Source organism: Nocardioides sp. (assembly GCF_051876515.1).
Classification (GTDB): Bacteria; Actinomycetota; Actinomycetes; order Propionibacteriales; family Nocardioidaceae; genus Nocardioides.
Window position 1 is genome coordinate 1 of record NZ_JBJEHY010000170.1, and the last position, 21,295, is coordinate 21,295.

Below are 21,295 nucleotides of genomic sequence, written 5' to 3' on the forward strand. Positions count from 1 at the left end.
TGAAGCGACTTCCGATTTCGCGTGCCATGGGTGCCGGCGCTGCCCCCGCCGCCGCCGCTGTTCCGCGACGACACGGCCGCCAGCGGGCCCCAGCAGACCACCGTGCTGGCGGCCGTCGCTCCCGCCCTCGCGGCTGGCGCGCGGCCGCGTACCCAGGTCATGGTCGCCGCGGGCGCCGCCCTGGTGCTGGTCGTCGGCGTCGTGGCCGGTTGCGTGGTCGGCTATCAGTGGTGGCGCGACCGGCCGCTGCACGCCGCGGTGAGCAGCGCCGGGGCGGCCACCGACGCCGTCCTGTCCGCCCTCGCCGACGCGGACGACCTCGGCGACCTGAGCGCCGCCGGGGCCGAGGCGCCCGAGGCGCTCAGCGCCGTCGAGGCGGCGCTGGCCGACGTCGAGGACGTCGACGCCTCCTTCCACGCCGAGGCCTGGAACCTGCTCTCCTCCGAGGCCGACCTGCTGGAGGCGGTCGTGCCGCTCGAGGCCCTGACACCGGAGTCCCTGACCGCGTGGGGCACCGCGTACCCGGTCCTCTCCGACAGCGTCTCCGCCCTCGGCGACGCCCGCTCGCGGCTGGCCGAGCAGGACGTCGACGCCGGGGTCCGCGACCCCCGACCGGCGTGGGCCAACGCCGCCCGGGTGGTCCGTACGCACGCCGCCGAGGCGCTGGACGCCGAGCTCGCCTCGCTGGTCACCGAGCTCGCCACGGTCCGCAACACGACGGGGGCCGCCGTCCTCGGGGCGCGGGCAGCAGCCGCCGCGCACACCGCCGAGGCGGCACTGACCGGGACCGAGGACGAGGAGCTCGTACGCCTCCAGGCAGCTCTGGGCGCCCTGGGCGGTCTCTCCCGGATGGCACCGGACGCCCTCGAGGTGTGGGCCGCCCAGCGGGAGCCGTTCGTGACCTCCAGCGCGGCCATCGGGATCGACCCGACCCCGGCCGCCGAGTCGATGGACACCTGGGTCGCCGAGGCGCAGACGGTGATGGCCGCGTGGCGCGAGGAGTACGCCGCCGCCGAGGCGAGCCGCTCGGAGGTGACGGCCGGCCTGGACGCGTACGCGGAGACGGTGCGCGGCGTCATGCGCCGCTACCAGCAGGCCCGCGACACCCTCTCCGACGTCGTCGGCGACAGCACCACGACCTCCCACGACGTCGAGTGGGCGATGGGCGAGGGCGTGACGTCGCGCGAGCAGCTGTACGCCGAGCTGGCCGCCGCCACCGCGCCGCCCGGCCTGGAGACCACGCACGCGGCCCTCCTCGGCGTCCTGGACCGCGGCGTCCAGGCCGTGCGCGAGGGCCACGGCGCCGTCGCCGCCTGGAACCTGTGCTGGGAGAACTGCCCCGAGGACTACCGGGACACCGAGGGCTGGCAGTCCTTCTCCTCGGCCTCGGAGCAGATCCGTACCGACTGGGCGGGGGCCCGCAGGGACTGGAACACCGCCTTCGACGACGCGCTGGCGGCGGTCGACGCGGTGCCGCTGCCGGCGCTGCCCGACGTCTGAGGTGGGTGGGACCGCCTGCCTCTCCCACTGACCCCAAATTGGTTCAGGTGACCCGATTTGGGGTCACCCGGGCCAGTTGGGGTCACCGGGAGCCATCGAGCGACCCCCAGAACCTCTCCCATCGACCCCACGTTGGGGACGCTGGTACGGCCGGGGACGGGCGGGTGGTTTCGACAGGCTCAACCACCGGGGCCGGCTCAACCACCGGGGCCGACCTCACCCACCGACTGCGGCGAACTCACCCACCGACTGCGGCGAACTCACCCACCGAAGGGCGGCCGCCCCTCAGTTGTCCTGCGGCTGCGAGGCGATGACGTCGGCGAACCAGTCGAACGACCGCTTGGGCGTCCGCTTGAGCGTGTCGTAGTCGACGTGCACGAGGCCAAACCTCTGGGTGAGCCCCTCGGCCCACTCGAAGTTGTCCATCAACGACCACGTGTAGTACCCGCGGATGTCGACACCCCGGTTGACCGCCTCGGAGACGGCGGTCAGGTGCGCGGCCAGGTAGTCGATGCGGGCCTGGTCGTCGACGACGCCGTCGGCGTCCGGTCCGGTGTTGTACGACGCCCCCGACTCGGTGATGTAGATCGGCGGCAGGGCGGCGCGGAAGCGGGCGCGCAGCATGATCAGCCACTCGCGCAGCGCGTCGGGAACGACGGGCCAGCCGAAGTCGGTCGTGGGGTAGCCGACAACGTCACGCATGACGAACGGCATCTCCTCGTCCTCGGGAGCCGCACCCACCCGCATCGGGTTGTAGTAGTTGACGCCGTAGAAGTCGAGCGGCTGACGGATGGTGGCCATGTCGCCGTCGGCGACGCCCTCCTCCATCAGCGGCGCCAGGTCGACCGGGTAGCGCCCCAGCAGCATCGGCTCGAGGAAGGCGCCGTTCCACAGCGCGTCGAACAGCTTGGTGGCGCCCACGTCGGCCGGGTCGTCGCTGGCCGGCCACATGGGGGCGTGGTTGTTGGCGCACCCGATGCTCTGCGCACCGTGGCGGCGCAGCTCGATCGCGGCACGCCCGTGGGCCAGGAGCAGGTGGTGCACGGCCGGCAGGGCGTCGAAGAGCAGCGTGCGTCCGGGCGCGTGCTGGCCCGTCGCGTACCCCATCAGCGAGGCCACGTTGGGCTCGTTGACGGGGATCCAGTGCTCGACCCGGTCGGCGAACCGCTCGCCCACCACGGCGGCGTACTCGGCGAAGCGCTCGACGGTGTCACGGTTGAGCCAGCCGCCGTCGTCCTCCAGCGCCTGCGGCAGGTCCCAGTGGTACAGCGTCACCATCGGGTTCACGCCGCCCGCGAGCAGGCGGTCGATGAGGCGGTCGTAGAAGTCGAGCCCGCGCTCGTTCACCGCTCCGCGACCGTCGGGCACGATCCGCGACCAGCTCATCGAGAACCGGTACCCCTGCACGCCGAGCCGTTCCATCAGGGCGACGTCCTCGTCGTAGCGGTGGTAGTGGTCGCACGCCACCGCGCCGCTGCTGCCGTCGATGACCCGACCCGGCTGCGCGGTGAAGGTGTCCCAGATGCTGGGGCCGCGACCGTCCTCGGCGACCGCACCCTCGATCTGGTACGCCGCCGTGCTCGTGCCGAACCGGAATCCAGCGGGCAGCAGGGGCAGGCCTTCAGAGCTGGGACTCGTCACACGAGCGAAGATAGCCCCATGACCCAGCGCTTGTACGAGGGATCGACGAGGTTCGCCACGGCGGAGTTCGGCCGTCTGACCAGGCACTCGTTCTCCTTCGGGAGGCACTACGACCCGGCGAACCTGGGGTTCGGTCCACTGGTGTGCCACAACGACGACCTCCTGGAGCCAGCGGCCGGCTACCCGGACCACCCGCACCGCGACCTGGAGATCGTCACCTGGGTCCTGTCGGGGGCCCTCGTGCACGCCGACGACGAGGGTCACCACCACGTCCTGCACCCCGGCCAGGTGCAGGTCCTCTCAGCCGGCGACGGGGTGCGGCACTCGGAGTTCGCGGACGCCGCGGCCGGCCCCACGCGCTTCATCCAGGTGTGGGTCACGCCGGACGAACCGGGCGGCACGCCCGCGTACCGGACGACGGGTGCGGGGGACCTGCGCGGCGGCCTCGTGGACGTCGCCGGCGGTGACGGGCTGCGCCTGGGCCGTACGGGGGCCCGGCTGTCGGTGGCGCGGCTCGAGGCCGGCGACCAGGTCCAGCTGCCCACGGCGGTGCACCAGCACGTCTTCGCCGCCACCGGGGCGGTGGTCCTCGACGGTCAGCGGCTCGCCGGGGGCGACGCCGTACGGATCACGGGGGCCGCCGGCTCCGACGTGCGGGCCGAGGAGCCGGGCGAGCTGCTCGTGTGGTCGTTCGACGACTGAGCCGGGAGGGTCAGCGGGCGGTGGGCATCCGCCAGCCCGACCACTCCTGACCGGGCTGCGTCCGGGGCGTGGCGCCCGTGGGGATGCGTCGCGTCTGCGTGGTGCCGGGCGACTGGACGTACGTCATCGGCTGCTGCGGGGGCAGGAACGTGGCCGGACCCGGGCGCGGCGGCACCGGTGCCAACGGCGGCACGGCGGCGAGCGGCGCGTAGCCGGGCACCGGCGTGGGTGCGACGGGCTGCTGGGGCACCGGCTGGGGCGCGGGCTGCGGGGGCTGGAGGGCTGGCCCACCGGCAGGCGGGGCCCAGGCGAACGCCTGCTGCGGCGGCTGCCACGAGGTCGGCACCCGGCGTACGGAGCGACGCCTGGCCTCCGCGCGCACCGGACCCGGCACGGTGAGCGACCAGAGCCCCAGGGCCGGCAGCGCGAACCAGGCCGCGGCCTGCCACGGTCCCAGCCCGACCGGGAGGCCGTCCGGGGTGGCGGCCGCAGCGAGCAGCCACCCCACCGCGGCCAGGAGCGGCACGGCGGCGCCGAGCACGAGGACCGCGACGCGGCGACCCAGGTCGACGAGGAGGACGGCCGCGACGACCGCGAGCAGCGCAGCGACGGCCCGCAGCACCACGGCACCGACGTACGCGCCGGGGCGGACGTCGCTGAAGACGAGGACGGAGAGGAAGACCAGCACCTCGCACACCAGGGTTGCGGCGGTGAGACCGAACGCCTGGCGGGCGGTCTGCGCCCACGCGACGGCGGGGTCCACGCCCGCCCCCGTACGACGCACTGCGGGGTGGGCCAGGGCGAGCGCGGCGGCAGCCCCCACGAGGAAGGCGCCGCCCGAGGCGCCACCGAGACGCTCGACGACGGAGGCGGAGACGAAGCCGGGGACGTCGAGTGCCGCGAGGACCGTGACCGCCAGGCAGGTGAGGCCGGCGACGGCGAAGACGCGGCGTCCGGAGGTACGCCCCATCGCGTGCGAGACGGCCGGGAACCCGAGCACCGTGACCGGCGGGGCCAGCAGCAGGAGGACCGCGGAGAACCAGCCCAGCGCACCTCCGGCGTCCACCCCCACGGCGTAGACCGGGAAGGCCACGACGTGCAGGACGACGGCCACCACGGCGACGACGAAGGCGGTGTTGGCCAGCCAGTGCTCGGCGACCACCCCGAGCACCTCCTCGGCCCGGCGGGGTTGGGCGGTCAACGCGGCCCCGGTGAGTGCGGCGGCCACCGAGACGCCGACCCCGTCGCCCCGTTGGACGACCTCGACGACGAGTGTCGCCAGCGCGGCGAGGACGAGCGGCGCCGTCAGCGCCGCCTTGAGCGCGGCCGACTGGGCCGGGCGGAAGGCCGGCAGCAGCCGGGACGTCATGACGTACGGGACGGTGAGCGCGAGCGCGGTCAGCGCGACCGGGACCACGACCCACCACAGCCGGCCGCCGTCGGCGGTGGCGTTCCACGGCAGAAGCAGGGCCAGGACCAGGCAGACGAGGGCGGCGACGTCCTTGACGGCGTCGACGGCGACGAGCCGACGGAACGGGTTGTCCAGGGGCACCGCGCGTCGGGGCCGCGCGGGCGGCGCCGGGGCGTACCCACCCGCGGGGCCGTACGGCGCGGGCGCGCCGAACTGCACCGGCGGGGCGACCGGGCCGCGGGCAGCCTCGCCGCGGGGCTGCTGGCTCGGGACGAGCACCGGCCGGGGACCGCGCGGGGCGGCGGCGGAGGGGCGCTGCTCGGCGGGCATGCCGTCGAGCTCGTGGTTGCTGCGAGGACGCACCGGCGAGGGTGCGCCCGGGACGACGGAGTTGAGCGGGGCCCGCTTCTGGGTGGTGCCCAGCCGGTCGGAGATCTGCGACGGCGCCGGCGCCGGCGGCCCGGTGGGGCGGACCGGCTGACCCACCGGCTGGCCCGTCACAGGGCGAGCGGCGCGGGCGGCGTGGCTCTGCTGCTGCGCGGCGCGGGCGTACCTGGCGGCCTGCTCGGCGGACTCGCGGGCGACCTGGGCCGCCAGCTCCTGGGCCGCCTTGGCGGCCGCCATCTCGGAGCGGATGCCGTACAGCCGGACCCGGGCCCTGGTGTCGCCGGCCCGAGCCTCACCCGACGGACCGTCACCGGTGTCGGCGCGTCGCTCGGGCGATGACTGCTGCCGTGCGGACGGGGCGATGGGTACGACACGGGCGGGGGGCGCGAACATGCCGCACTGGGCGCACTGGGGCGCGTCCGTCAGAGGGGCCGCACAGTTGGTGCACGCACTGGCCACCCGACCCTCCTCCAGCCACTCGCCCGACGCAGTCCTTCATCGACGTGGAGCAGCGGCGGTTGCAGGCCGCCCGAGAAGGCCTGCAACCGTCCACGGCTGTTCACACGAGCGCCTTGTTCCCCCGCGGATGTGGTTGAAACACAAAACGTTCAGGAAATTTTCGGAGCCCTGTGCGCACCCTGTGAGTTGCACAGATTCGCGGACAGGTCGGCCCGTGACGTGCAAAAGTGTGCACCGCACGGCCCCTTGATGACCCCATGCAGCAAGGGGCCGTGCGTGCGCCCGGCCGAGGGTCAGAGACCGTGGCGGGCGCGGAACTTCTTGAGGTTGATGCCGGCCTTGCGCGCGGCGACCTTGGCGCGGTGGCTGTAGAGGTCCGGCGCGACGAACTCCTTGGGCTTGATCGCCTTGTCGAGGGCGTTCCACTCACGCTGCTGGGCGGCCAGCTCCTCGCGCTGCGCGGCGGCCTTGGCCACCAGGCTCGGGTTGACGGTCAGCGAGGCGCCGGTGAGGACGGGGCTGATCAGCGGGGTGAAGCCGCTGGCGTGGCCCGCCTTGTTGGGGTGGTAGCTCTCGGTGATGTTGGTCTTGAGGCCGTTGAGCCACGCGTCGCTGGAGCACCAGGCGTGGCCGGTGAAGCGGCTGGTCGGGTTGCTGAAGGTGAAACCCTGCGCGGCCGCGGCGGCGGCGAGCTTGGTGTTGAGCAGGTCGCCGGTCGCGTTGAGGCTGCTCTGCTCGGCCGGGGAGAAGAAGGTCAGGACGTTGCAGTCCTCGCCGTTGAAGATGCGCGGGTAGCCGACGACCACGACCTTGGCGTTGGGCGCCTTGGACCGGATCTGGGCGTACAGGCTGCTCAACCGGCTCGGCAGCGTGTTGTTGATGAAGGTGCGGGCGGTGGAGATCTTGGAGTCGCAGCTGCTCATCCAGCCCGGCAGGGCGCACTCGGTCAGCACGCTGGCGAAGCCGGCGTCGTTGCCGCCGACGCTGATCGTCACGTACGAGGTGGAGGAGCTGAGCGAGGGCAGCTGCGCGTTGACCACGTCGCTGACGACGGCGCCGGAGCAGGCGCGGAAGTTGAGCGAGTACCCCTTCGCGGTGGCGATGAGGGAGGCGTACGCCGCGGTCGAGCGGTAGCACTCGGTCCCGTCGGACAGGTACGACCCGGCCCCGGTGCCCGACGCGTACGAGTCACCCAGGGCGACGTACGACGGGCTGGCCGCGTGCGCGGGCACGGCGAGCAGCGGCGAGAGGAGCAGGACGGGTACGGCGAGGGCCGCGGTGCGGGCGAGCCGCCTGAGCCGGGATGCACAGCGTGAGGTGACGGACATCTTTTCCTCCGAGAGGGGCCAGTGACGCAGGAATGTGACCTGCATCACTGTAGGGGCGGAGAATCCCCCGTCACCAGCACGAACACGCACTACTCCACGGTGACCGACTTGGCCAGGTTGCGGGGCTTGTCGACGTCGAGACCCAGCGAGGCCGCCGCGTGGTACGCCAGCACCTGCAGCGGCACCGTGAGGAGGATCGGGTCGAGCTCCACCTCGTTGCGCGGCACCTCGATCCGGCGGGCCGGCACGTCGCCCAGGTCGACGCCGGGGTGCGTCACCACCCACAGCGGGCCGCCGCGGGCCGCGATCTCGTGCAGCGCCGCCACGTTGCGCTCGGTCAGCTCGTCGTCGGGCACCACCGCGACCGTCGGCACCTGCGGGGAGATCAGGGCCAGCGGACCGTGCTTGAGCTCGGAGGTCTGGTACGCCTCCGCGTGCCGGTAGCTGATCTCCTTGAACTTCTGCGCGCCCTCGCGGGCCACCGGGAAGCCGCGGACCCGTCCGACGAAGAAGAGGCTCTCGGCCGCCGCGAGCTCCTTGGCCGCCTCCGCCAGGTCGGCCTCGCCCTCGAGGATCTCCGCGATCTGGTCGGGCAGACGCTCCAGGCCGGCGATCAGCCGCTTGCCGTCGGCGATCGACAGGTCCCGCACCCGACCCAGCTGCAGCGCCAGCAGCGCGAAGCCGAGGAACATGTTGGTCAGCGCCTTCGTGCTCGCCACCGCCACCTCGGGGCCGGCGTGCAGGTAGATGCCGCCGTCGCAGGCCCGCGCGATCGCCGAGCCGACGACGTTGACCAGGCCGACGCAGCGGCCGCCCTTGCGGCGTACCTCCTCGACGGCCAGCAGGGTGTCGATGGTCTCTCCGGACTGGCTGACCACGACGTACAGGGTGTCCGGCTCGACGATCGGGTTGCGGTAGCGGAACTCGCTGGCGGCCTCCGCGTCGGCGGGGATGCGGGCGAGCTCCTCGATCAGGCCCGCCCCCATCTGCCCGACGTAGAAGGCGGACCCGCAGCCCAGGATCTTGACCCGTCGGATCGCCCGGAGCTCCCGGTTGTCCAGACCCAGGCCGCCGAGGTGCGCGGTGCCGAAGCGCTCGTCGAGGCGACCGCGGAGCACCCGGGCGGCCGACGCCGGCTGCTCGTGGATCTCCTTGTGCATGTACGACTCGTGCTCGCCGGCCTCGTACTGGTCGGCGTCGACGTCGATCGCGACGGCCTCCCGCGCGGTCGCGGCACCGTCGGTGTGGCGCACGGTCGTGAAGCCGGTCGCGGTGACCGTCGCCATCTCGCCGTCGTCGAGGTGGGCCACCGCGGTCGTGTGCCGGATGATCGCGGCCAGGTCGGAGGCGACGAACATCTCCTTCTCCCCCACGCCGACCAGGAGCGGGCTGCCGTTGCGGGCCACCACGATGCGGTCGGGGAAGTCGGCGTGCGTCACCGCGATGCCGTACGTCCCCTCGACGTACGACAGCGTCTCGCGCACCTTGCCCTCGAGGGTGTCCGCGTCCGAGCGGGCCACCAGGTGGGCGAGCACCTCGGTGTCGGTGTCGCTGGCCAGCTCGACGCCCGCGTCGGTGAGCTGGCGGCGCAGGGTCGAGGCGTTGTCGATGATGCCGTTGTGGACGACCGCGACCGCGGACGCCTCGTCGAGGTGCGGGTGGGCGTTGGCGTCGGTCGCCGGGCCGTGGGTGGCCCACCGGGTGTGGCCGATGCCGACCTTGCCGGCGAACCGCTTGGGCAGCGCCTCCGACAGGTCACGCACCCGCCCGGCCCGCTTGGCGAGGCGCTGGCCGGAGCCGCCGAGGACGGCGACGCCCGCCGAGTCGTACCCGCGGTGCTCGAGGCGGGCGAGCCCCTCCAGCAGCAGCGGGGCGGCCTGCTGGCCCCCGACGTACCCGACGATTCCGCACATGGTTGCTCCTGGTTCAGCCGTAGACGATCCGGCGCAGCTGGCGCTCGGAGAGGACGGGGGCGGCCACCACGCGCTCGGCGAGCTCGGCGGCGATCCGCTGGAAGATCTCGGGGTTCTTGGCCCCGTACGTCTTGAGGTGAGCGTGGCGGCGCAGGACGTACGCCTCGACGCTCTCGGCGTGGAAGGCGAGGACGTCCTCCACCACCCGACGTGCCTCACCGGGGGTCAGCGACGTCGTCGCGACGAGGTGCTCGACGAGCTGCGGATCCGGTGACACAGGTACGAGAGTGCGCCCCCTTGGGGCGTTGCGTCCACTTCTTGCCCGAAATCGGGCAAGAAGTGGGTATCGGGGGAACCATTGGGGCGGCACCCAGGCCACACAGGGGACTCCGCGCCCTCAGCTGCACGCTCAGGTGGTGGAACCGCCCCCGTTCGTACGCTCAGCGTGGTGCGCCAGTGGAGCGGCTCGGCCCGTTTGGCCGGGAATCGGTCCGTTCGGGTGGGGCGGTGCTACGCTAGGTGAACAGAAGATGAACAGGAGGTGTCTCATGAGGGACCACACCGTGACCAGCCGCCCCGTCTGCCGCTGGGTCGCCGTCACCGACGAGCAGGGTCGCACCCGCATGGAGGCCCACTGGAGCACTCCGGACGCGCTCTCCACCTCGCACGCGGCCTGAGCCGCGACCCCGACAGTTCACCGGACGCCGCACCCGCCAGGGGTGCGGCGTTCGCCATTTCGGTGCACGGTAGAGGCTGCACAACAGGCCGTGAGGCCGCTGGCACTCGGGAGCCGGTCCGCGCGTGCGCCGAGCGTGCGTACAAGAAGTTTCAACTTTTTTCTGGATCCCGGGAATGAATGCGGACCACGGACCCTTGTGATGTTTGAAGGTTCAAACAAAACCGCTTCCTAGGAGATCCCCATGAGCAGCTTCGACGCCCCCACCACCGCCATCGACGACATCGCCGGCAACTACGTCATCGACCCGTCGCACACCCGCCTCGGCTTCGTGGCCCGCCACGCGATGGTCACCAAGGTGCGCGGCAACTTCACCGAGTTCGAGGGCACCGCCACCATCGACACCGCGAACCCGGCCGCCTCGAAGGTGCAGCTCTCCATCAACGCCGCGTCCGTCGACACCGGCTCCAAGGACCGCGACGGCCACCTCGCCTCCGCCGACTTCTTCGACACCGAGACGTACCCGACCTGGACGTTCACCTCGACCTCAGTCGCCCGCGACGGCGACGACTGGGCCATCACCGGCGACCTGACCATCAAGGACGTCACCAAGCCCGTCACCATCGAGTTCGAGCACACCGGCTCCGCCCGCGACCCCTTCGGCAACGTGCGCGTCGGCTTCGAGGGCGAGACCACCATCAACCGCAAGGACTGGGGCCTCACCTGGAACGCCGCGCTCGAGACCGGCGGCGTCCTCGTGTCGGAGAAGATCAAGCTCGAGTTCGACGTCTCCGCGATCCAGTCCGCCTGAGGTTGGCGCGGGGGGGTCGCCTCTCCCGGTGACCCCAAATTGGGTCAGGTGACCCAATTTGGGGTCACTCGCCGGAATTGGGGTCACCGGGAGAGGTTCAGAACCCCCGGAACCCTCTCCGAGCGACCCCAACTGACGCCGCGAACGCCCCAACCCGTACTCCCCTGTCGGGTTGGGGCGTTTGTCGTACCCAGGCCCGGGGCCCCGGGAAGTCCAGGAGCGGCTTCCCTCCCGGCGTCCCCAACTCCTCTCCCATTGACCCCAAAGTGGGTCACCTGACCCGATTTGGGGTCAATCGGAGAGGGTGAGCGCGGGGCAGAGGCCGGGGGGCTGCCGACGCCCTCAGATCACCTGCAGGGCTGCCGCCCGCACGGCGATCCGCAGCGGCGCGCCAGCCGTACGCGGGAGCACGCCGAGGTCCTCGCCGTCGCCGCCGACCGGGACGTCGCGGGCACCGTACGAGCTGAGCTCCACCACGCGACCGCGCAGCACCGTGACCTCGGGATGGTCGACGTGGCGGCCGTCGTACAGCTGCGGCATGGCCCGGATCAGCTCCAGCCGACCGGCAGCGCCGATGACGACCACCTCGAGCAGGCCGTCGTCGAGCAGCGCACCGGGAGCGATCCGCATGCCCGCGCCGTAGTACGCCGAGTTCGCGACCACCACGGTGGCGGCCTCGACCTCGTGGACCTCGCCGTCGACGACGAGCCGGTACGCGTGCGGGACGTAGCGGGCCAGCGAGCGGACACCGGCCAGCGGGTACTGCAGGGGCCGCGGAACCCGGCGCATCCGGGCCACCACCGCGGCCGCCTCGGCGTCGACGCCGGCGTACACCGACCCCGCCACGACCTCGTCCCGCGCACCGCCGGACACCTCGATCACGTCCACCGTCCGCGACGGCTCGTGCAGCAGGCGCCGCACCATCGAGTCCACGTCGTCGGGGACCCCGAGCATCCGGGCGAAGTCGTTGCCCCGGCCTGAGGGGACGAACCCCAGGACGCCGCCGCGGTCCGCCAGCTCGACCATCCGCCCCGCCAGGGAGGCGACCATGCCGTCACCGCCGACCGCCACCACCACGTCACCGGCCTCGGTGGCCCGCGACGCGAGCTCGCGCGCGGCCGCCACCCCGGGCGAGTGGATCACCTCCACGCGGGCCCCGCTCTCGCGCAGCCCCCTCGCCACCGCGACGGCGGCGGCCCCGGCCGCACCGCCAGCGTGCGGGTTGACCAGGCAGGTGAACGAGCGCGCGACCTCTCCGCTCACGGCACCAGCACCCCGGGGTTGAGCACGCCGGTCGGGTCGAAGGTCCGCTTGAGCCCGCGCAGCACCTCGACCCCGACCTGGCCGACCTCGGCGGCCAGCCACGGCTTGTGGTCGGTGCCGATCGCGTGGTGGTGGGTGATGGTGCCGCCGTTCTCGACGATCGCGTCGCCGACCGCGTCCTTGACCACCAGCCACTGGGCGAGCGGGTCGACGGCGGCCTTCGCCGCCACGGTGAAGTAGAGGGAGCAGCCCGTCTCGTACACGTGCGAGATGTGGCAGAGCACCAGAGACCCCTCGCCCAGCCCGTCGGCGAGCGTCTGCTTGACCGAGGCGTACAGCTGGGGCACCCGCGACCAGAACGTGGCGGTCTCGAGGGTCTCGACGAGGACACCGACGTCGAGCAGCGAGTCGCGCAGGTACGGCGCGTTGAACCGGCCGTGCGCCCACGCCTCGCCCGGCTCGGAGCCCAGCGCGGTGCCGCCCAGCCCGGCGAGCACGGCCGCGACGGCGGCCTGCCGGGCGGCGACCTGCTCGGCGGTGCCCTCGTGTCCCACCACCATGAGGCAGCCGCCGTCCCCCTGGCCGCCGATGGCGCTGGGGTCGGCGAGGTTGATCGCGGTCTCGGACTCGTCGGAGAGCCGCAGCACGGTCGGCAGCAGCTGGGCCTGGGCGAGCGTACGCATCGCGGCGGACCCGTCGGCGAAGCTCGCCCAGCGCCACCCCTCGTACTGCTTGATCTCGGCGAGCCGGCGTACGCGCACGGTGATCTCGGTGATCACGCCGAACGCACCCTCGGAGCCGAGCAGCACCTGGCGCAGGTCGGGGCCGGCGGCGCTGGCGGGCGCGACGCCCCAGTCGAGGTCGCCGACCGGCGTCGCCGCGCGCAGGCCCACCACCATGGCGTCGAAGCGCCCGAAGCCGGCCGACGACTGTCCCGAGGAGCGGGTGGCGGCGAACCCGCCGATGCTGGCGAACTCGAACGACTGCGGGAAGTGGCCCAGGGTGAGCCCGTGCTCGGCGAGCAGGGCCTCCGTCTCGGGGCCGCGCAGGCCGGGCTCGAGGGTGGCGGTGAGGGAGACGTCGTCGACGGCGAGCAGCCGCTTCATCCGGACCAGGTCGAGGCTGAGCACGCCGGCGAACCCGTCGCGGGCGGCGACCAGCCCACCGGTGACGGCGGTGCCGCCGCCGTACGGGACCACGGCCAGGTGGTGGTCGACGGCGTACGCCAGCACGGCCGCCACCTGGTCGTGGCCGTCGGGGCGGACCACGACGTCGGGGGCGTCGGCGAGGTCGCCGGAGCGCGCGCGCAGCAGGTCGGGAGTCGACTTCCCGCGGGTACGGCCGCGGCGCACGTCGTCGTCGACCAGGACGTGCTCGGCGCCCACGATTCCCGCCAGCGCGTCGAGGTGGGCCGGGTCCAGCTGGGAGGGAGGAACCGGCGGGGCCTCGACGGCCGGGGTGTCGTGGGCGCCGAACACGAGGTCGACCAGCCCGCGCGCCCCGTCAGGGAGGGCAGTGGCACGCGCCGGGTCACCCCACCGCTGGGGGTGCATCTCGGGCTGCTGGTCAACGTCTGCGATCTGGCTCACGTGTTACAGTGTTACACATGGCGTCACTTTGTAACACCCGCCTGACCTCCGCCCCTCACGGACAGCCGTGGGGGCCGCGATGACGAGCACCGAGCCGGACACCTCCCGCGACCCGCAGGACGAGTACCTCGACGCCGCCCGGGACTGCATCCTCGACGTGGGCTGGCGCCGTACGACGCTGACCGAGGTGGCCCGCCGCGCGGGCGTCTCGCGGATGACCATCTACCGCTCGTGGTCCGACATGGGCGCCCTGCTTGGCGACCTGATGACCCGCGAGTGGGCCGGGATCGCCGCCGCCAGCCGGCCCGCCACCGGACGCCCCACCAGCCTGGCCGACCTGGCCACGGCACTGGTCGACCTGGTCCGGGCGCTGCGCGACAACGAGCTGTTCGTACGGATCGTCGAGCTCGACCCCGAGCTGCTGCTCCCCTACCTGCTCTCCCGCCCCGGCCGCTCCCAGCAGGCCCTGCTCACCCTGCTCGAGGAGACCGTCCTCGCCGGCCAGGAGGCCGGCTGGGCACGCGAGGGCGACCCGCGGCTGCTGGCCCGCACCATGGTCCTCGCCGGGCACGGGTTCGTGCTGTCGGCGCTCACGATGGTCGACGACCGCACCACCCTCGGCGACCTCGACCGGGCCCTCGGCGACCTGGTCGAGCGTGCCCTGGCACCCGGCGGGCCCCGATGAGCCACCAGATCAACTGGCCAGCCCCCGCCGCGGGCGCCGAGGCCCGCATCGGGGTCGGCAGCGACCACCTCCCCGACGAGGTCGACCTCGTCGTGGCCGGTCTCGGCGTCACCGGCGCCGGGGTCGCGCTCGACGCCGCCAGCCGCGGGCTCACCGTGCTCGCGGTCGACGCCTCCGACGTCGCCCACGGCACCAGCCGGTGGTCCTCGAAGCTGGTCCACGGCGGCCTGCGCTACCTCGCCAAGGGACAGGTGGGCGTGGCCCACGAGAGCGCCGTCGAGCGCGGCGTCCTGATGGAGGTCACCGCCCCGCACCTCAGCCACCCGATGCCGCTGCTGCTGCCGCTGCACGCGGGCACGTCGGCCACCCACGGCTCCGTCGCCCGCCTCGGCTTCGTCGCCGGCGACCTGCTGCGCCGCGCGGCGCGTACCGACGTCGAGACCCTGCCGCACCCGCGGCGCGTGACCGCGACCGAGGCGCTGAGCATGGCGCCCGAGCTGCGTACCGCGGGACTGCGCGGCGGGCTGCTGTCGTGGGACGGCCAGCTGGAGGACGACGCACGCCTGGTGACCACCCTCGTCCGTACGGCGGTGGCGCACGGCGCCGTGGCCCGTACCCGGCTGCGGGTCCTCGAGGCGTCCGGGACGCAGGTGCTGCTGCGCGACGAGCTCACCGGCGCCACCCACGTCGTACGCACCCGCGCCGTCGTCAACGCCACCGGCGTGTGGGCCGACGACCTGGTCCCCGAGATCCGGCTGCGGCCCAGCCGCGGCACCCACCTGGTGCTGCGCGGCGAGGCGCTCGGCGGGCTGCGCGTGTCGGTGACGGTCCCGATCCCGGGCACCTTCAACCGGTACGCGCTCGTGCTGCCGCAGCCCGACGGCCTGGTGTACGTCGGGCTCACCGACGAACCCGCCCCCGGCCCGGTGCCGGACGTGCCGCAGCCGACCGAGACCGAGATCGGCTTCCTGCTCGACGTGGTCGGCGCCGCGTTCAGCCGACCGTTGCGCCGCAGTGACGTGGTCGGGGCGTACGCCGGGCTGAGGCCGCTGCTCGACACTGGCACCGGCGCGACCGCGGACCTCTCGCGCCGGCACGCGGTGCTCACCTCGAGCACGGGTGTGGTCACCGTGGTCGGCGGCAAGCTGACGACGTACCGGCGGATGGCCCAGGACGCCGTCGACGCGGCGCTCGAGGCAGCCGGAACCCCTGCCGGGGCGCTCGCTGAGGCCGGGGCCGGAGCTGGCCACGGCGGTCTCAACGCCGGGCCGTGCGTGACCCGGTCACTGCCTCTGCTGGGCGCTGCACCACGGGAGACGTTGGCCGAGACCGACGGGCCCGCGCGGCTGGTACGGCGGTTCGGCACCGAGGCGGAGCTGGTCCTCGACGTCGCGCGGGGGGTCAGCGGACTGACCGACGACGAGCTGCTCGCCCCTGCGTCGGCGACGGTCCCGGTCACGCTCGCCGAGCTGGTCTTCGGCGTCACCCACGAGGGCGCGCGGACCGTGGAGGACCTGCTGCACCGGCGTACCCGCGTGGGGCTGGTCCCCGCCGACCTCGCCGCCGCCGTACCGCTGGCCGAGCGGGCGCTCGCGCTCGCAGGGGTCTCGGTGGCCTGACGCCACGCCTGGTGCGTCATACGAAGGCGCCCGGCCGACCGCCCGCGTCATACGCAACGTCACCTATAGGTGCGAGCTCGTAGGACGGAGACCTCACTCCAGCCGAGTTCGTATGACGCACGCCCGAGGCGCCGAGTTCGCATGACGCGAGCCCAACGCCGGGCGATTTGTATGACGCACGCCCCGAGGACCCCGTACGCACGAGCTCCCCGCCCGGAGACCGGACGGGGAGCTCGACGTCAACGCCCGGAGGCGTACGACTCAGTTCTTGTGACGGGGCTTCTTGTACCCGCCGTCGCGGTCACCGAAGTCACGGCGCGGCTTGAAGTCGCGGTCACCCTTGTACCCGCCGGTGCGGCGCGGCGGCGCGGTGTCGGGACGGATCTCGATCAGCTTGCCCGAGATGCGGGTGTCGGAGAGGCGGTCCAGGGTGTCGGGCGCCATCGACACGGGCAGCTCGACGAACGAGTGGTCGCCGCGGATGTCGATCTTGCCGAAGTCCGAACGGCCCAGGCCGCCCTCGTTGGCCAGCGCGCCGACGATCTGGCGCGGCTCCACGCGGTGCCGCTTGCCGACGGCGATGCGGTACGTCTGCATCGGCTTGTCGCTGCGGCGACGCTCGCCCCGCTCGCCACGGTCCTGGCGCGGACCCCGGTCGCCGCGGTCGCCACCGGCGGTGCGGCGGTCCTCGTTGAACTGCATCTGGCGCGGCTCGGCCTTGGGGTCGAGCAGCAGCGGCTCCTCGCCCTGCATCACCACGGCCAGGGCCGCGGCGACGTCGATCTCCGGGATGTCGTACTCCTGGACGTAGTGGTTGACCACGTCACGGAAGAAGTCGAGGCGGTCGCCCTGCAGGGCCTCGGTGATCGCGTCGTCGAAGTTCGACAGGCGCGTCTCGTTGATGTCCTCGACCGTGGGCATGCCCATCTGGGTGAGCTGCTGCTTGGTGGCCTTCTCGATGGCCTTGAGCAGGTAGCGCTCACGAGGCGTCACGAACGCGATCGAGTCGCCCTTGCGGCCCGCGCGGCCGGTGCGGCCGATGCGGTGGACGTACGACTCGGTGTCGGTCGGGATGTCGTAGTTGATGACGTGGCTGATCCGCTCCACGTCGAGCCCGCGGGCCGCGACGTCGGTGGCGACCAGGATGTCGAGCTTGCCGTCCTTGAGCTTCTCGACGGTCCGCTCGCGCAGGTTCTGCGGGATGTCGCCGTTGATCGCGGTCGCGGAGAAGCCGCGCGCACGCAGCTTCTCGGCCAGCGTCTCGGTCTCGTTCTTCGTGCGGACGAAGACGATCATCGCCTCGAAGTTCTCGACCTCGAGGATGCGCGTGAGCGCCTCCACCTTCTGCGGGTAGCTGACGATCATGTAGCGCTGCGTGATGTTGGCCGACGTGGTCGTCTTGCCGCGCACGCTGATCTCGACCGGGTCGGTGAGGTACTTCTGCGAGATCGACTTGATCTGACGCGGCATGGTCGCCGAGAACAGCGCGACCTGCTTGTCGTCGGGGGTGTCGGCGAGGATCGTCTCGACGTCCTCGGCGAAGCCCATCTTGAGCATCTCGTCGGCCTCGTCGAGCACCAGGAAGCGCAGCTCGCTCAGGTCGAGCGTGCCCTTCTCCAGGTGGTCCATGATGCGGCCCGGCGTGCCGACGACGACGTGCACGCCGCGACGCAGCGCGGAGAGCTGGACGCCGTAGCCCTGACCACCGTAGATCGGGAGGACCTTGACGCCCTTCATCTGCGCGGCGTACGACTCGAACGCCTCCGACACCTGGAGCGCGAGCTCGCGGGTCGGGGCCAGCACGAGCGCCTGCGGCGTCTTCTGGTGCAGGTCGAGCTGGGAGAGCAGCGGCAGCGCGAACGCGGCCGTCTTGCCGGTGCCGGTCTGCGCGAGGCCGACGACGTCGCGTCCCTCGAGCAGCGACGGGATCGTACGGGCCTGGATCGGGGAGGGGGTCTCGTAACCGAGACCGGTGACCGCACGGAGGACCGCGGGCTCGAGGCCCAGGTCAGCAAAGTTCATCGACTCGGCAGCGTCCTCAGGTGCGGCGGACGTGGGGGAGTCGGAGGGGGCGTCGTTGCCCGGGGAAGAATCATCCACCCGTCAACGGTAGTCGCTGCGCGCTCGTGGTGGTCATTCCACGCGTGCGCGACCTGCGTCACCCGAGGTGGACGGCGAGCACGAAAATCGGGCGACAGGCACCATGACCGGGTCCATCATCGAAGGCATGGAGCACTCCACCGAGCGGCTGCCGGACGGCCTGACCACCCGTCCGCTCACCCGCGCCGACACCCGGGCCGTGTACGAGCTGATGGCCGCGGTGCAGCAGGCCGAGCTGGGGACCGTCGAGATCGAAGAGGCCGACATCGTGGCCGACTGGGCCCGACCCAGCCACGACCTGACCACCGGCTCCGTCGGGGTGCTGGCCGGCGACGACCTGGTCGGGTACGCCGAGCTCGTCGGCCGCGAGCGGTACGACGCGGCGGTCCACCCGGCGTACGGCGGACGCGGGATCGGCACCTGGCTGGCGGCGTGGATCCGTGCCGCTGCGCGCAGCCGGGGCGACGGGATCGTGGGGATGCCGGTGCCGGAGGGATCGACGGGCGACCGGCTGCTGGAGCGGCTCGGCTACCACGTGCGGTGGACGAGCTGGGTGCTCCAGGTGCCGCCGGGGACGCAGGTGCCGGCCCGGGACCTGCCGGCCGGGTACACCGTCGGCGCCGCCAAGGTCTCCGAGTACGGCCAGCTGCACGACGTGCTGGAGGAGGCGTTCTCCGAGTGGGCAGGGAGGCCCCGCGAGCCGTGGGCGGACTTCGAGGCCTCCGTGCTGCGACGACCCGGCTTCGCCCCCTGGCAGCTCCGGGTCGTGCGTGACCCGTCCGGGGAGGTCGTTGCGGCGGCGATCACGCTGCTGGCCGACTCGACCGCGTACGTGGACCGGCTCGGTGTGCGCCGGTACGAGCGGGGGCGCGGGCTGGCCCAGGCGCTGCTGGTGGACGCCTTCTCGCGGGGCGCCGAGCACGGAGCCACGACCTCGGAGCTGGCGACCGACACCCGCACGGGAGCGCTCGGCTTGTACCGGAAGGTGGGCATGCAGGTCACGTCGACGTGGCAGCACCGAGCCGTTTCCCTGACGGAATCTCCAAGGGAACTCCTAGCGGACTAGACCAGATGGTGTCAAACTTGCAGTTCATGGCTCAATGGCCGCACGTGTCTGTTCGGGGGACACGTCGCGGGCAGTCGATCGGGGGGTCGACCACCGGTGCGGCGCAGTGGCGCGCACCGACTCGCGCATGACACAGCCTTGGGGGATACACATGGTGCAGCAACTGAGCGCGCTCGTCGTCGAGGACGACCCGGACATCACCACCGTCATCGTCGAATCACTGATCGCCGCCGGATTCGACGTGACCAGCGTGGCCGACGGCCGTAGCGCCGTCGACACGGCCGCCGAGCTCAAGCCCGACCTGGTCACTCTCGACCTCACGCTGCCCAAGATGGACGGCATCGAGGTGTGCCGCCACATCCGCGAGAACAGCGACTGCTACATCGTCATGATCTCCGCGCGCTCCGACGAGATCGACCGGCTCATCGGCCTCGAGGTCGGCGCCGACGACTACCTGCTCAAGCCGTTCTCGCCGCGCGAGCTGCGCGCCCACGTGGCCGCCCTCTTCCGGCGACCGCGCAACGGCACCTTCGGAGCGGCGCCGCCCACCCAGTACGAGCCCTCGTCGTTCGACTCCGGCTCGTTCCGGGTCCCGGTCCAGGGCAACGGCACCCCGTCGGCGCAGCGCACGTACATGTGCGGCGGCGGCCTGGTGGTCCACCCCGCCCGCCGCGAGGTCGAGGTCAACGGCAAGACCGTCGACCTGACCCGCATCGAGTACGACGTGCTCGAGTTCCTCGCCGCCCGCTCCAGCACCGTGTGCACCCGCGAGGCGATCGTGCACGCGATCTGGAACAGCAACCTCGAGCACGACTGGCACCTCGTCGACGTCCACGTGGCCAACCTGCGCGCCAAGCTGCGCCAGCACTCCGACACGGTGTGGGTGCACACCGTGCGCGGGGTCGGCTACCGCCTCGACGTGCCCGCCGACGCACCCCAGCCGACGTGGGACGCGCAGACCATCTGAGGCCTCGGGGTCCGGTGGTCGGGTGACGTCCGACCCGTGCTTCGGCGCCCACCGATCCGTACGATGGAACCGTGGCTGACACTCCGCGCGTGACCCTCGCCCTCGGCTCCGGAGGAGCCCGTGGCTACGCCCACATCGGCATCATCGAGGTGCTGCGCGAGCGCGGCATGGAGGTCACCGGGGTCGCCGGCACCTCCATGGGTGCGCTCATCGGTGGGCTGCTGGCCTGCGACCAGCTCGACCCGTACGCCGACTGGGTGCGCGGGCTGACGCAGCGCGACGTGCTGCGCCTGCTCGACCCCTCCCTGCGTACGCCCGGGGCCCTGCGCGGCGAGAAGATCATGGCCGAGGTGCGTTCCCTGGTGGGCGGCACCCGCATCGAGGACCTGCGGATCCCGTTCACCGCGGTCGCGATCGACCTGGTGACGCACCGCGAGGTGTGGTTCCAGCGCGGACGACTCGACTCCGCGATCCGCGCCTCCATCGCACTGCCCACCGTCTTCACGCCCGTCGTGCTCGACGGTCGCCTGCTGGTCGACGGCGGCATGCTCAACCCGGTGCCGATCGCCCCCCTGTCCGCGCTCTCATCCGACCTCACGATCGCGGTCGACCTGAGCGGCGGGCCGCGACGGGAGACGCCGCGCGCCTCGGGCGGCAGCCCGGTCGAGGGCGCTTCCAGCGACGACGTGCGGGACGAGCTGGCCGACGCCGTCGGTGCGGCGGCCCTGGAACGCGCCGCGGTCGAGGAGGTCACCGCCTCGACCGAGAAGCGGTCCTCGGAGAGGTCGGAGAAGAAGGTCGCTGACTGGCGGGTCCAGATGCAGCGCCGCGTCGAGGAGCTCCGCGAGACCGAGCCCGTACGCCGCATGGCCGGCTGGTTCGAGCGCAACGAGGACCCGGCGCACGCGGCCGCCGAGGAGAACGCGGGGTCGGAGTTCGGTGAGCTCCCGGCCGGGCTGGGCTACCGCGACGTGATGACGATGTCGTACGAGGCGATGCAGGACGTCATCGCGCGCTACCGCGAGGCCAGCTACCCCGCCGACATCACGATCCGGGTGCCCCGCGACTCGGCGCACACGCTGGAGTTCCACCGCGGCAACGAGCTGATCGCCCTGGGCCGCGAGCTGGCCGAGGAGGCGCTGGCCGACGCCGGGTACTGAGTCCGCTGGCCTCGGATT

General features: G+C 72.7%; 17 protein-coding genes. 9 read left to right on the plus strand and 8 right to left on the minus strand.

The window, feature by feature from the left end; genetic code table 11:
- The first annotated feature begins 21 nt into the window (after positions 1 to 21).
- The gene (locus tag ACI379_RS12810; RefSeq protein ID WP_439792476.1) at positions 22 to 1,500 is read left to right on the plus strand and encodes a hypothetical protein; all 1,479 of its coding nucleotides are present in this window, start codon (positions 22 to 24) and stop codon (positions 1,498 to 1,500) included.
- Positions 1,501 to 1,785: 285 nt separating this feature from the next.
- On the opposite strand, the gene ACI379_RS12815 is transcribed toward ACI379_RS12810, so the two are convergent.
- Positions 1,786 to 3,141 (minus strand): GH1 family beta-glucosidase, encoded by a 1,356-nt coding sequence (locus ACI379_RS12815; RefSeq protein WP_439792477.1) that lies wholly within the window; start codon positions 3,139 to 3,141, stop codon positions 1,786 to 1,788.
- 18 nt (positions 3,142 to 3,159) lie between these two features.
- Here ACI379_RS12815 and ACI379_RS12820 point away from each other — a divergent pair, with 18 nt between their 5' ends.
- A complete protein-coding gene (locus ACI379_RS12820; protein ID WP_439792478.1) occupies positions 3,160 to 3,843 on the plus strand; it encodes a pirin family protein in 684 nt (227 codons plus the stop codon).
- Positions 3,844 to 3,853: 10 nt separating this feature from the next.
- Here the strand turns inward: ACI379_RS12820 and ACI379_RS12825 are convergent, their stop codons facing one another.
- From ACI379_RS12825 to ACI379_RS12840, 4 genes are all read right to left on the minus strand, one after another.
- Positions 3,854 to 6,034 (minus strand): hypothetical protein, encoded by a 2,181-nt coding sequence (locus ACI379_RS12825; RefSeq protein WP_439792479.1) that lies wholly within the window; start codon positions 6,032 to 6,034, stop codon positions 3,854 to 3,856.
- Between the two features lie 359 nt (positions 6,035 to 6,393).
- Complete coding sequence (locus ACI379_RS12830; RefSeq protein ID WP_439792480.1) at positions 6,394 to 7,428, minus strand: SGNH/GDSL hydrolase family protein; 1,035 nt, start codon at positions 7,426 to 7,428, stop codon at positions 6,394 to 6,396.
- A gap of 89 nt (positions 7,429 to 7,517) precedes the next feature.
- Positions 7,518 to 9,341 carry a glutamine--fructose-6-phosphate transaminase (isomerizing) gene (gene glmS, locus ACI379_RS12835; RefSeq protein ID WP_439792481.1) on the minus strand — a complete coding sequence of 608 codons (1,824 nt, stop codon included), beginning with the start codon at positions 9,339 to 9,341 and terminating at the stop codon, positions 7,518 to 7,520.
- A gap of 13 nt (positions 9,342 to 9,354) precedes the next feature.
- Positions 9,355 to 9,618, minus strand: coding sequence for a hypothetical protein (locus ACI379_RS12840; protein WP_439792482.1), 264 nt, complete (start codon positions 9,616 to 9,618; stop codon positions 9,355 to 9,357).
- A gap of 271 nt (positions 9,619 to 9,889) precedes the next feature.
- Between ACI379_RS12840 and ACI379_RS12845 the strand changes: the two genes are divergently transcribed.
- Positions 9,890 to 10,018, plus strand: coding sequence for a hypothetical protein (locus tag ACI379_RS12845; RefSeq protein WP_439792483.1), 129 nt, complete (start codon positions 9,890 to 9,892; stop codon positions 10,016 to 10,018).
- A gap of 243 nt (positions 10,019 to 10,261) precedes the next feature.
- Positions 10,262 to 10,828 carry a YceI family protein gene (locus ACI379_RS12850; RefSeq protein ID WP_439792484.1) on the plus strand — a complete coding sequence of 189 codons (567 nt, stop codon included), beginning with the start codon at positions 10,262 to 10,264 and terminating at the stop codon, positions 10,826 to 10,828.
- 342 nt (positions 10,829 to 11,170) lie between these two features.
- Here ACI379_RS12850 and ACI379_RS12855 read toward each other — a convergent pair whose 3' ends face one another.
- Together ACI379_RS12855 and ACI379_RS12860 are read right to left on the minus strand one after the other, a co-directional pair.
- Positions 11,171 to 12,091, minus strand: a complete 921-nt coding sequence (locus ACI379_RS12855) for a diacylglycerol/lipid kinase family protein (protein ID WP_439792485.1) — start codon at positions 12,089 to 12,091, stop codon at positions 11,171 to 11,173.
- Positions 12,088 to 13,680, minus strand: a complete 1,593-nt coding sequence (locus ACI379_RS12860) for an FAD-binding oxidoreductase (protein ID WP_439792486.1) — start codon at positions 13,678 to 13,680, stop codon at positions 12,088 to 12,090. Before ACI379_RS12860 ends, ACI379_RS12855 begins: the two co-directional genes overlap by 4 nt.
- Before the next feature lie 79 nt (positions 13,681 to 13,759).
- On the opposite strand from ACI379_RS12860, the gene ACI379_RS12865 reads away from it, so the two are divergent.
- Both ACI379_RS12865 and ACI379_RS12870 read left to right on the plus strand, forming a co-directional pair.
- A complete protein-coding gene (locus tag ACI379_RS12865) occupies positions 13,760 to 14,365 on the plus strand; it encodes a TetR/AcrR family transcriptional regulator (RefSeq protein ID WP_439792487.1) in 606 nt (201 codons plus the stop codon).
- Positions 14,362 to 15,984, plus strand: a complete 1,623-nt coding sequence (locus ACI379_RS12870; protein WP_439792488.1) for a glycerol-3-phosphate dehydrogenase/oxidase — start codon at positions 14,362 to 14,364, stop codon at positions 15,982 to 15,984. The genes ACI379_RS12865 and ACI379_RS12870 overlap by 4 nt, the downstream gene beginning before the upstream one ends.
- Positions 15,985 to 16,245: 261 nt before the next feature.
- Here the strand turns inward: ACI379_RS12870 and ACI379_RS12875 are convergent, their stop codons facing one another.
- Positions 16,246 to 18,084 (minus strand): DEAD/DEAH box helicase, encoded by a 1,839-nt coding sequence (locus ACI379_RS12875; RefSeq protein ID WP_439792489.1) that lies wholly within the window; start codon positions 18,082 to 18,084, stop codon positions 16,246 to 16,248.
- Between the two features lie 127 nt (positions 18,085 to 18,211).
- On the opposite strand from ACI379_RS12875, the gene ACI379_RS12880 reads away from it, so the two are divergent.
- The 3 genes from ACI379_RS12880 to ACI379_RS12890 all read left to right on the plus strand — a co-directional run bounded on the left by ACI379_RS12880 (position 18,212) and on the right by ACI379_RS12890 (position 21,277).
- Entirely contained in the window at positions 18,212 to 19,150 is a 939-nt protein-coding gene (locus ACI379_RS12880) for a GNAT family N-acetyltransferase (protein ID WP_439792490.1), read from the plus strand.
- A 151-nt stretch (positions 19,151 to 19,301) separates the two neighbouring features.
- Entirely contained in the window at positions 19,302 to 20,117 is an 816-nt protein-coding gene (locus ACI379_RS12885; protein ID WP_439792491.1) for a response regulator transcription factor, read from the plus strand.
- A gap of 71 nt (positions 20,118 to 20,188) precedes the next feature.
- A complete protein-coding gene (locus tag ACI379_RS12890; protein WP_439792492.1) occupies positions 20,189 to 21,277 on the plus strand; it encodes a patatin-like phospholipase family protein in 1,089 nt (362 codons plus the stop codon).
- Positions 21,278 to 21,295: the final 18 nt, after the last annotated feature.

Coding starts and splice junctions, on each gene's coding strand:
- ACI379_RS12820 (WP_439792478.1), top strand. CDS start 3,160: ATGACCCAGCGCTTGTACGAGGGATCGACGAGGTTCGCCACGGCGGAG.
- ACI379_RS12825 (WP_439792479.1), bottom strand. CDS start 6,034: ATGTTCGCGCCCCCCGCCCGTGTCGTACCCATCGCCCCGTCCGCACGG.
- ACI379_RS12830 (WP_439792480.1), bottom strand. CDS start 7,428: ATGTCCGTCACCTCACGCTGTGCATCCCGGCTCAGGCGGCTCGCCCGC.
- glmS (WP_439792481.1), bottom strand. CDS start 9,341: ATGTGCGGAATCGTCGGGTACGTCGGGGGCCAGCAGGCCGCCCCGCTG.
- ACI379_RS12845 (WP_439792483.1), top strand. CDS start 9,890: ATGAGGGACCACACCGTGACCAGCCGCCCCGTCTGCCGCTGGGTCGCC.
- ACI379_RS12850 (WP_439792484.1), top strand. CDS start 10,262: ATGAGCAGCTTCGACGCCCCCACCACCGCCATCGACGACATCGCCGGC.
- ACI379_RS12865 (WP_439792487.1), top strand. CDS start 13,760: ATGACGAGCACCGAGCCGGACACCTCCCGCGACCCGCAGGACGAGTAC.
- ACI379_RS12870 (WP_439792488.1), top strand. CDS start 14,362: ATGAGCCACCAGATCAACTGGCCAGCCCCCGCCGCGGGCGCCGAGGCC.
- ACI379_RS12880 (WP_439792490.1), top strand. CDS start 18,212: ATGGAGCACTCCACCGAGCGGCTGCCGGACGGCCTGACCACCCGTCCG.
- ACI379_RS12885 (WP_439792491.1), top strand. CDS start 19,302: ATGGTGCAGCAACTGAGCGCGCTCGTCGTCGAGGACGACCCGGACATC.